This window comes from Enterococcus sp. CSURQ0835 (assembly GCF_902706605.1).
Lineage (GTDB): Bacteria > Bacillota > Bacilli > Lactobacillales > Enterococcaceae > Enterococcus_A.
In genome coordinates this window covers 1-11360 of sequence record NZ_CACSLH010000053.1, presented here as the reverse complement: position 1 = coordinate 11360, position 11360 = coordinate 1, and the positions used below count along the sequence as shown (strand labels likewise).

9 protein-coding genes and 1 riboswitch are annotated in these 11360 nt (G+C 42.9%); of the genes, 8 read left to right on the top strand and 1 reads right to left on the bottom strand.

Annotated features, from left to right (window positions below):
- Positions 1–181 precede the first annotated feature (181 nt).
- Positions 182–1243 carry a lysylphosphatidylglycerol synthase transmembrane domain-containing protein gene (locus GVJ38_RS13760; protein WP_235032919.1) on the top strand — a complete coding sequence of 354 codons (1062 nt, stop codon included), beginning with the start codon at positions 182–184 and terminating at the stop codon, positions 1241–1243.
- Between the two features lie 56 nt (positions 1244–1299).
- Here GVJ38_RS13760 and GVJ38_RS13755 read toward each other — a convergent pair whose 3' ends face one another.
- Positions 1300–2313 (bottom strand): zinc-binding alcohol dehydrogenase family protein, encoded by a 1014-nt coding sequence (locus GVJ38_RS13755; protein ID WP_235032917.1) that lies wholly within the window; start codon positions 2311–2313, stop codon positions 1300–1302.
- A gap of 163 nt (positions 2314–2476) precedes the next feature.
- Here GVJ38_RS13755 and clpB point away from each other — a divergent pair, with 163 nt between their 5' ends.
- The 7 genes from clpB (at position 2477) to purB (ending at position 11167) form a co-directional block, all read left to right on the top strand.
- Entirely contained in the window at positions 2477–5098 is a 2622-nt protein-coding gene (gene clpB, locus GVJ38_RS13750) for an ATP-dependent chaperone ClpB (protein WP_159723774.1), read from the top strand.
- A gap of 206 nt (positions 5099–5304) precedes the next feature.
- The gene (locus GVJ38_RS13745) at positions 5305–5775 is read left to right on the top strand and encodes a TspO/MBR family protein (RefSeq protein WP_159723773.1); all 471 of its coding nucleotides are present in this window, start codon (positions 5305–5307) and stop codon (positions 5773–5775) included.
- A 177-nt stretch (positions 5776–5952) separates the two neighbouring features.
- Positions 5953–6050, top strand: a riboswitch (purine riboswitch).
- Positions 6051–6176: 126 nt separating this feature from the next.
- The gene (locus tag GVJ38_RS13740) at positions 6177–6758 is read left to right on the top strand and encodes a xanthine phosphoribosyltransferase (protein WP_159723772.1); all 582 of its coding nucleotides are present in this window, start codon (positions 6177–6179) and stop codon (positions 6756–6758) included.
- Between the two features lie 58 nt (positions 6759–6816).
- Positions 6817–8091, top strand: coding sequence for a nucleobase:cation symporter-2 family protein (locus tag GVJ38_RS13735; protein WP_235032920.1), 1275 nt, complete (start codon positions 6817–6819; stop codon positions 8089–8091).
- Between the two features lie 165 nt (positions 8092–8256).
- Entirely contained in the window at positions 8257–8745 is a 489-nt protein-coding gene (gene purE, locus GVJ38_RS13730) for a 5-(carboxyamino)imidazole ribonucleotide mutase (protein ID WP_159723770.1), read from the top strand.
- On the top strand, positions 8738–9859 hold the full coding sequence (purK, locus tag GVJ38_RS13725; protein WP_200849521.1) for a 5-(carboxyamino)imidazole ribonucleotide synthase: 1122 nt from the start codon (positions 8738–8740) through the stop codon (positions 9857–9859). Before purE ends, purK begins: the two co-directional genes overlap by 8 nt.
- A 12-nt stretch (positions 9860–9871) precedes the next feature.
- A complete protein-coding gene (gene purB / locus GVJ38_RS13720) occupies positions 9872–11167 on the top strand; it encodes an adenylosuccinate lyase (RefSeq protein WP_159723768.1) in 1296 nt (431 codons plus the stop codon).
- The last annotated feature ends 193 nt before the right edge of the window (positions 11168–11360 follow it).

Genomic DNA, 11360 nt, shown 5'->3' with positions numbered 1-11360 from the left:
CTTTTAGAATCAGCGAGTAGAAGTGGTGCGGAAGGGAGACCTTTCAGAGGGCCTTTTAGGCCGTGGCCGGTAATAGAGGCTTTCAGCCGAAGAGCAAACCACCCGTTCACACGGGTGGTTTTGATTGTTTTCTCATTTGTTATTCGGCGCCTATTTGTGGTAGGCTGGAAGAAAAAGATGGATGGAGAAAGAGATGAAACTTTCTGTTAACCGAAAGCTAGTGCTTAATCTACTTTTATTTGCGGTAGTGATCGGTTTGATTTATTTTGTGATCCGCGATTCATTGAGCGCGATCTTTATCGAATTACTAGCTACCTCTTGGCCGATTTTATTGGGGGTAACAGCTTTAGGTGTGGCAAGTTTGTTCGTGGAAGGCTACACGATCAAAAATATCGCGGGCTTATATCAGCCGGGGTTCACGATTTTTGATGGGGTGATTGCGTGCGCGTATATGATGTTTTATCGCGTGATTACATTTGGGACTGGCTCGCTCGTTGCGGAAGTCATTTATTACCATAAAAAAGAGTTGAAGATCTCTCAAGGGACTGGTGTGGTGGCACTGCGCATGACACTTTATAAATTAGCGATCTTATTTTGGACATTCGTCTTACTACTGACTCAGCTGAAGACCTTACAACGTGAATCCCCTCATGCGATTTATCTAATTGTTTTAGGAATGGTCGCAACGCTTGCGGTAGTAGTCGTTTTGCTAGTTTTGAGCAGTAGCTTAAACGCGCAAGTTTTTTTGATCACGTTGTGCAATCGTCTGTTCAAAAAACCGAAATCGCGCGCGGCAGTCGACCAGATCAACTTACAGATCTATTCTTTGCGAGAGACGATCCAAACGTTTTTGGCAAATCGACCAGTCATCTGGCGAGTTTTTTTATCGAACAGTGTCAAGCTGGCTCTTTGGTTTTTGATCCCGTATTTTGTGTTAGCAGGGCAGCATCCTAAGTTAGATTTGATTTTAAGTATCGCACTTGTCAGTTTTACAGTCGTGTTAGCCGGTGTGATCCCATCACCTGGTGGGATCGGTTCTTTTGAATTTATTTATGTGATTTTATTTCGGCAATTAGTCGGCAAAGTCGATGCTGCCTCGTCGTTGTTGTTGTATCGTTATAGTACGTATCTGTTACCGTTTTTAGTTGGCATGCTCTACGTGTTAGTCACGAAACAAAAACAAATCAATTCAGAGCTGAAAGAAGCAAAAGTGGGAAATTCACAATCGAATAAAAAGGATTGAACAAAAAAACTGCTGAGAAAAATTTCCTCAGCAGTTTTTTTAGGGTTTGAAGACTTTTAAAAGTGGATCACGAGTTTGCCGATCATTTGGTCATCTTCGATCATTTGATGCGCGCGGAAAAAAGTTTCAGGTGAAAAGCCTGGCAACACTTTCGTTAACGTCGATTGGATTTTTTTAGCTTGCAACAACTGGATCAGTTTCGCTAAAATTTCACCTTGACTTTCAACTTTAAAATCATAATCCGTTTTAGCGAACATGTACTCCCAATCAAAACTAGCGGCTTTGTTTTTCAAGAGTCGCAAGTTGATCTCATGACTAGTCTCGACGATCGATGCAATGTGTCCGAATGGTGCGACGAGTGCGGCCATTTCATTGAAGTATTGGTCGGTAGAGTGCAAGATCAAAATATTTGGTACGAAATCAAAACCTAATTTGTGGACTTGTTCTGTGATATTTTGATGGTGGTCGATCAAGTGATCAGCTCCCATTTCTTTGACCCAAGCACGACTTTCTTTTCGGGAAGCTGTAGCTAAAACTGTCATGCCAGCCCACTTGGCTAATTGGATCGCCATTGAACCTACTCCGCCAGCACCATTGATGATTAATAGTTCACCGGTATTAGCTGCTTCTTCGGGAATCAGATTCATTTTCTCGAACAAAGCTTCATACGCCGTCAAAAAAGTTAAGGGCAGCGCTGCCATTTCGTCGATCGGAAAATCTTCTGGTAACTTAGCGGTGATGCGTGAATCAACGACTTGATGCTCACTGTTGCTGCCAAAACGTTTGGTCGTTCCAGCAAAAATAACGCGGTCGCCAACAGCTAAGTCGGTGACTTTTTCACCTAGCTCCGTTATGATGCCAACGCTATCAAAGCCTAAAATATGGGGCTGCTTGATCCCTTTCGGATTTTGTCGCAACTTCGTGTCGACAGGATTGACGGAGACCGCCAACGTTTTAACTAAAATATCTTGGGCCGAAAGTTTCGGCAACATGATCTCAAATGTTTCAAACTGATTACCGCCTGCGATTTGGAAACCTTTTTCAAAACCGATTGCACGTGAAATCATCATATCACTCCTCTTAATCGTTTAACAAATTGTAGCTTTTTTTTGCAAAACTTCCAACTAAAAAGATTCTGAATATTGAGCGTATTGTTTGACCAAGTTTGACCAATGAGTTAAAATAGTTTTTGTGAATGAGATTCACTAGGAAATTTTTGTGGGAGGTAGTTATATGAATATCGAAAAAATGACCACAACGTTACAAGAAGCCATCGCAGAAGCACAACAAGTGGCGGTAACGCGAAAACATCAAGAAATCGACATCATCCACTTATGGAAAATATTTTTACAGCCGGAACACTTCGGCCGTAATTTTTATACGGATCTCGGAGTCGACCTCGCAGCTTTTGAAGCAGAGATCGATTCGGAGTTGGATCACTATCCGACTGTTGCTGGCAGTAATGTCCAGTACGGGCAAAATTTGAGTCAAAATTTATTTTCATTATTGAATGAAGCGGATCAGTTGCGAGAAAAATTTCAAGATGAATACTTATCAACTGAAGTCGTTTTATTAGCATTGATGAAATTAAAAAATTATCCTTTGACGAAGTATTTAGTCGCTCAAGGAATCAATGAGAAAGAAGTAACACAAACTATTCAAACTATGCGAGGAGGAGAACGTGTGACCTCACAAAATCAAGAAGAAAGTTACAAAGCATTAGAAAAATATGGTGTTGATCTCGTTGCCCAAGTTAGAGGTGGCAAACAAGATCCCATCATTGGTCGCGACGAAGAGATCCGAGATGTGATCCGGATCTTATCACGTAAAACGAAAAATAATCCTGTTTTGATCGGTGAGCCAGGTGTCGGGAAAACGGCGATCGTTGAAGGTTTAGCCCAACGGATCGTACGAAAAGACGTGCCGGAAAATTTAAAAGATAAAACTGTTTTCTCATTAGATATGGGATCATTGATCGCCGGAGCCAAATTCCGCGGTGAATTTGAAGAACGGTTAAAAGCCGTCTTAAAAGAAGTCAAAAAAGCCGATGGTCAAATCATTTTATTCATCGATGAAATCCATAATATCGTCGGGGCAGGGAAGACAGAAGGCAGTATGGATGCCGGCAATTTATTGAAACCGATGTTAGCACGAGGCGAATTACATTTGATCGGTGCCACGACGTTAGATGAATACCGACAGTACATGGAAAAAGATAAAGCGTTAGAACGCCGCTTCCAAAAAGTTTTAGTCAAAGAGCCAACAGTTGAAGATACGATCAGTATTTTACGGGGATTAAAAGAACGTTTTGAGATCCACCACGGCGTTAATATCCATGATAATGCGTTAGTTGCAGCCGCAACATTATCGAATCGTTATATCACCGATCGTTTCTTGCCAGATAAAGCAATCGATTTAGTCGATGAAGCGTCAGCTAGCATTCGGGTGGAAATGAATTCGATGCCGACTGAGTTAGATCAAGTCACACGCCGACTGATGCAGTTAGAGATCGAAGAAGCCGCTTTGAAAAAAGAAACTGATGATGCTAGTAAAAAACGGCTCGCTAGTTTGCAAGCTGAGTTAGCCGATCTGCGCGAAGAAGCTAACAGTATGAAGCTGCAATGGGAGACTGAAAAAGAAGAAGTCAATGCGGTGTCTAACAAGCGGGCAGAAATCGATCAAGCCAAGCATGAATTAGAAGACGCTGAAAATAATTATGATTTGGAACGCGCCGCTGTCTTACGTCACGGTACGATTCCTAAATTAGAAAAAGAACTAATTACCTTAGATGAAAAAAATCAACACAGTGATTTACGCATGGTCCAAGAATCGGTGACGGAAAATGAGATCGCCCAAGTCGTCGCGCGTTTGACGGGGATCCCGGTGACAAAACTCGTCGAAGGAGAACGGGAAAAATTACTTCATTTAAATCAAACGCTCCATGAACGCGTGATCGGTCAAGATGAAGCGGTGGACGCGGTCGCTGATGCTGTCTTACGCTCGCGGGCGGGACTGCAAGATCCTAACCGGCCACTTGGTTCATTTTTATTCTTAGGGCCAACGGGTGTCGGAAAAACGGAACTAGCCAAAGCGTTAGCTGAAAATCTATTTGACTCTGAAGATCACATGGTACGCATCGACATGAGTGAGTATATGGAAAAACATGCTGTCTCGCGTTTAGTGGGAGCACCTCCTGGTTATGTCGGTTATGAAGAAGGCGGTCAGTTGACTGAAGCAGTTCGACGGAATCCGTATACGATCATTTTATTAGATGAAATCGAAAAAGCCCATCCCGATGTGTTCAACATTTTGTTACAAGTTTTAGATGACGGGCGCTTAACGGATTCGAAAGGTCGAGTCGTTGATTTCAAAAATACGGTTTTGATCATGACGAGTAATATCGGTTCACAAATCTTATTAGACGGTGTGACTGAAGACGGTGAGATCGAAGACAGCGCAAAAGAACAAGTTCAAAACTTGCTGCGCGGTCATTTCAAACCTGAATTTTTAAATCGGATCGATGACACGATCTTGTTCACGCCGTTAAGTTTAGCCAATGTTACAGGGATCGTTGACAAATTGATCCAACAATTAGCCAAACGTCTAGAAGAACAAGAGATCCAATTAGAGATCTCTGAAAAAGCGAAAACTTGGATCGCCGAAAATGCTTACGAACCCCAATACGGTGCGCGGCCATTGAAACGATTCATCACGCGAGAAGTCGAAACGCCATTAGCAAAAGAAATCATCGCTGGGAAGATCCTGCCAAAAACTAAAGTCGTGATTGATCTTTTAGCTGATAAATTAACTTTCCAACAAGTATCGTTGACGGAAGACGTGACGACAGACGAATGATTTTAAAACCGTCAGCAAAAAATGAACAAATAAAAAGCGAGCCTGATCGAAGTTGTAAAAAACAATTCGATCGGCTCGCTTTTTTGTAGTCTGACACAAACCTACTTGTTTCAGTTATAGGAGTTTACGATAAATTTAAATTCTCAATCTTAGTAGTCATAATTCTGTAGATTTTTTTGTTATGATGGAATAAAGGAGGGAGTTACATGAAGAAAAGTTGGCCGTTACTGATCGGACTCGTTGTGGTAACTGAAGTCGTGGGATTTATTTCAGGCATGTTGGCGGGTGATAGCCGCGGTATTTATGAATCATTCAATCAGATTCCATTTGCACCACCCGGTAGTACGTTTGGGATCGTTTGGCCGATCCTTTACGCAGCCATGGCGCTTTCTCTTTATCTCGCTGTGACGAACGTGATTAAAAAGCAAGAAGTGTTAACTGTCATTGGGCTTTATGGATTGCAACTGGGTTTGAACTTTTTTTGGAGTATCATCTTCTTTGGTGGAGATCAATTATTTCTAGGCGCGTTGATCATTATCGCATTACTAGTCGTTGTCTTTTTCCAATTTCGGTTTTATTATCGGATCAAACCGGTGGCGGGGCTATTGCTCATTCCCTACTGGCTGTGGTTAGCCTTTGCCTTGTACTTGAATATCGGATTTGCACTAGTCAATTAAATCCGACTAAAAAATTTTAATTGCGTCCGTTTTCACTGAGATATCGAAAAAATCCGTACAAAAAAATCTTAAAGCTCGATTTAATTCGGAGATAAATTTGCTCATTTAACTTTAATCTCTCCTAGAATCGCTAGACAGTTGCTGATTTCGTGCTATAATAAGCAACATCATATTTCATTTCTTTAGAGATGAACTGCTTGTATATCGTCAGGATTTGGCTGACAGTTTCTACCTTGTGCCGTAAACACAAGACTATGAGCAAAAATCGTACGGTTTGCGTACCTTTTTTGCTTAAGACGAAAAAGGTACGCTTTTTTGTGCAAATTCGACGAGCTGTCTGTATTTAAGCGAGAGTTCGTTTAATGAATGATTAAAACCAATTTTTTGAGAGGGAGAGAGTTATGAAAGAATTAACAGATCGTATCAAAAAAAACGGACGGGTCCTAGGAGAAGGTGTCTTGAAAGTCGATGAATTCGTGACGCACCAAGTTGATCCGGAGTTGATGGACGCGATGGGCAAACGGTTAGCTGACGTGTTTGCTGATAAAAAAATCACCAAAGTCGTAACGATCGAAGCGTCTGGGATCGCCCCAGCCGTTTATACCGCTCAAGCATTAGGTGTTCCGATGATCTTTGCCCGGAAATCAAAGAGTTTAACGATGGATGAAGAATTATTGACCGCATCCGTCTATTCTTTTACAAAACAAGTGACCAGCACGATCTCGATTTCACGTAAGTTTTTATCGGCAGAAGATAATGTGTTGTTGATCGATGACTTTTTAGCGAATGGTCAAGCGGCAAAAGGATTGATCGAATTATGCCGCCAAGCAGGAGCTCACGTTGCGGGGATCGGGATCTTGATCGAAAAATCTTTCCAAGATGGTCGAGCATTATTAGAAGCCATGGACATTCCAGTCGTTTCACTTGCTCGGATCGATTCATTACATGACGGCAAGATCGAATTTTTGAAGGAGGACGCCTAAGTTGAACAGACAAACAGATGGCAAAGCAGCTGTATTAGGGTTGCAACATTTACTGGCAATGTATGCCGGTGCGGTCGCTGTACCTTTATTGATCGGGACCGGACTTGGGTTCAATGAATCCCAAATGACGTACTTGATCTCGATTGATATTTTTATGTGCGGCGTCGCGACGCTGTTACAATTAGCGGTGACGAAATTTTTCGGAATCGGGTTGCCAGTTGTTTTAGGATGTGCGATCCAAGCGGTGGCACCTCTGATCTTGATCGGTCAGACTCATGGGATCGGAACGGTCTACGGGTCGATTATTGCAGCTGGGATTTTCGTCGTCTTGATTGCTGGTTTCTTTTCCAAAGTGGAACGGCTCTTTCCACCGATCGTAACGGGAACCGTCATCACGACGATCGGCTTGACGTTGATTCCCGTTGCGGTAACGAAAATGGGTGGTGGTAATGCTAGTAGCAAACAATTTGGTGATCCAAAAGCGTTGCTGTTAGCTTTTGTCACGATCGGCTTGATCTTAGCGATCCAAATTTTTGGCAAAGGTTTTGTCCGTTCGATCGCGGTTTTAGTCGGCCTAATTGGTGGAACTTTGTTGGCTGGTGCTTTAGGCTTAGTTGATTTTTCTGCGATCGGGCATGCGCCTACTTTTCACGTGCCGCAACCCTTTTACTTTGGAACGCCAAAATTTGAACCTTTTTCGATTCTTTTGATGATCATTATTTCGATTGTCAGTATGGTAGAGTCGACGGGTGTCTACTTTGCTTTAGGTGATATCACCGGCAAAAAAATTCAAGAAGCGGATTTGAAACGTGGCTATCGAGCAGAAGGGTTAGCGGTAATTTTAGGTGGGATCTTTAACACCTTTCCTTATACTGGCTTTTCACAAAATGTTGGTTTAGTGCAACTATCTGGTATCAAAACTCGGCGTCCGATTTATTTTTCAGCTTTCTTTTTGATCATCTTAGGTTTATTTCCGAAAGTGGGCGCATTGGCACAAATCATTCCGGAACCTGTTTTAGGTGGTGGGATGCTCGTCATGTTTGGGATGGTAGCTGTTCAAGGAATGAAAATGTTGTCGAAAGTTGATTTCAATGATGAAAAGAATCTATTGATCATCGCGATCTCTCTCGGCTTTGGTCTAGGCTTCAATTCATTGCCTACGCTGTTTGCGAAACTGCCAGCCACTTTACAAATGTTTACGGGGAACGGCATCGTCATGAGCAGCCTTAGTGCGATCGTGTTGAATCTACTGTTTCATGGTTATCCTAAAAAAACGAGTGAAAAGGAAGTACAACCTAGTGTTTTGACGGGAAAAGAAATCACGCAACATTAAAATTGATCGACGAGCTTTTGTCACTTGGACAGGCTCGTCTATTTTTTAGCTTCCAGCACCTAAACACGAACAAATATAAAAATAAAACGTTTATCATTCGAAAATTATTTTGACTTTGCCAGATTCACTTGCTAAAATGTGGATGAAAAGTGAAAGGAGCGAATTATGAAGCCACAAGTTGCAGTTATCATGGGAAGTACTTCGGATTGGGAAACGATGCAGCATGCGTGTAAAAGTTTAGAGTCATTGGAGATTGATTACCAGAAAAAAGTTATCTCTGCTCATCGGACACCTGAATTGATGGCTGACTTTGCAAAAAATGCGCGGCAAGCAGGGATCAAAGTAATTATCGCAGGAGCAGGCGGTGCCGCTCATTTGCCGGGGATGGTAGCCGCGCAGACGACCTTGCCGGTGATCGGAGTACCGGTTCAATCAAAAGCGCTGAACGGATTAGATTCATTGCTGTCGATCGTTCAAATGCCTGGTGGAGTACCGGTAGCCACGACAGCGATCGGAAAAGCAGGCGCTGTCAATGCCGGACTACTTGCAGGTCAAATGCTTTCAATGTATGATGAAAGAATAGCGGAAAAATTGGCGGATCATCGCCAGCAAATGAAAGAATCTGTATTGGAAAGTAGTGAACGACTTGGCTAGACCTTTACAACCAGGAGCAACTATCGGCATCGTTGGCGGCGGGCAATTAGGTCGGATGATGACGTTGAGTGCCAAAGAAAAAGGCTTTCGCGTTGGTGTGGTGGATCCCACCGAAGATTGTCCAGCGGCGCAAGTGTCAGATTGGCAAATCGTAGCAGAATACGACGACCAATTTGCTTTAGCAGAACTAGCACGGCGGACCGATGTGATCACGTATGAGTTTGAAAACGTGGATGTCGATGCGTTGAATCAAATTTTAAATCAAGCAAACATCCCGCAAGGCACCGACCTGTTGGCGATCACACAAGATCGGTTGATGGAAAAAACTTTTTTGGAAAGCAACAATGTGGTGATCGCACCATATGCGACGATCATCAGCCCGACAGATATTCAAGATGCGATTGAAGGGATCGGGTATCCGTGTGTGTTGAAAACGACTCGGGGCGGCTATGATGGCCACGGCCAGTATGTGTTGAATGGACCGGAAGACTTGGGACCCGCGATGAAATTATTACATGCAGGAACGTGTGTGCTAGAGGCTTGGATTCCGTTTGAAAAAGAAATTTCTATCATGGTCGCAGGTAACGGCTATGAAGATTATATTACGTATCCAGTCGTGGAAAATATCCACCGTCAAAATATTTTACATGAAACGATCGCACCGGCAAATATCCATGGCGATGTTGCGTTAGAAGCGAAACGAATCGCGCGTGTGATCGCTGATGCCGTTGGACTAGTGGGAACATTGTGTGTCGAGATGTTTTTAACTAAAGATAATTTGATCTACGTCAATGAACTAGCACCTCGGCCTCACAACTCAGGTCATTACACGATCGAAGCCTGTTCTTTAAGTCAATTCGATGCACATATTCGCGGTATTTGCGCGTGGCCGCTAGTTGAACCGAAATTGTATCAAAAAGCGGTGATGGTCAATGTGCTAGGGGAACAGTTAGTAAAAAGTTACGAACTGATCGACGAGAAATTAAATTGGCATTTTCATTATTACGGGAAAACGGTGGCTAAGCCGGGGCGGAAGATGGGACATGTTACGATTTTAACAGAAGACGTCGACAAGACCCTTGAAGCGGTGAAAAAAACTCAAGTTTGGGATTAAAAGGAGAAAACAATGATACCTCGTTATACAAGAGCAGAGATGGGCAACATTTGGTCGGATGAAAATCGTTACCGCGCATGGTTAGAAGTGGAGATCTTAGCCGATGAAGCGTGGGCCGAACTAGGTGAGATCCCAAAAGCAGATGTTAAAAAAATTCGAGAAAAAGCGAATTTTGATATGGAACGCATCTTAGAGATCGAACAAGAAACGCGGCATGATGTCGTAGCGTTCACTCGTGCAGTTTCAGAAACGTTAGGCGAAGAACGCAAATGGGTCCACTACGGTTTGACTAGTACCGATGTCGTGGACACAGCTTACGGCTATTTGTACAAACAAGCAAATGATATTTTACGCCAAGATTTGAAAGACTTTCTAGCGATCATCGGTCAAAAAGCGAAAGAACATAAAAATACGGTCATGATGGGGCGCACTCACGGGGTCCATGCTGAACCGACGACTTTTGGTTTGAAATTAGCGACTTGGTATTCTGAAATGAAACGCAATATCGAACGCTTTGAACATGCGGCAAAAGGCGTAGAAGCTGGTAAGATTTCTGGTGCGGTGGGGACTTTTGCCAATATCCCACCATTTGTTGAAGAATACGTTTGTCAACATCTTGGTATCAGAGCCCAAGAAATCTCGACTCAAGTATTGCCGCGCGATTTACACGCGGAGTATTTTGCTGCGCTAGCCTTGATCGCAACGTCGATCGAACGATTTGCAACCGAGATCCGCGGATTACAAAAATCAGAGACGCGCGAAGTCGAAGAATTTTTTGCAAAAGGTCAAAAAGGTTCGTCTGCGATGCCTCATAAACGAAATCCGATCGGTTCAGAAAATATGACTGGGTTAGCCCGAGTCGTTCGCGGACATATGGTGACGGCCTATGAAGATGTTTCATTGTGGCATGAGCGGGATATTTCACATTCGTCAGCGGAACGGATCATCGTACCGGATACGACGATTTTAGTCGATTATATGTTGCAGCGCTTTGGCCGGATCGTAGAAAATCTAACGGTCTTCCCGGAAAATATGAAACGGAACATGGCTGCGACTTTTGGCTTGATCTACAGTCAACGTGTGATGTTGAAATTGATCGATCACGGTATGACGCGAGAAGAAGCTTATGATTTAGTTCAACCAAAAACAGCTTACGCTTGGGATCATCAAACGCAGTTCCGACCTTTATTAGAAGCCGATGAAAAAATCATGGGTGTCTTGAGCTTGACTGATTTAGATGATGCGTTTGATTACAATTACCATCTGCGGAATGTGGATACGATTTTCAAACGCGTGGGAATCGAGTAACATCAACTAACTTTTTAAAATAGCAAAAAGCGAGCATGATTTAGGTTGTAAACCTAAATCATACTCGCTTTTTTTGTATGATTTGAAAACCACCTGCTATGCGGGTGGTTCCAAAAAGCTTTTAGCGTGGTATCAAAAAATCCTCCCAAAATGATAAGATAATGCTGGTTGACCGACCGCATCACTATCAGAT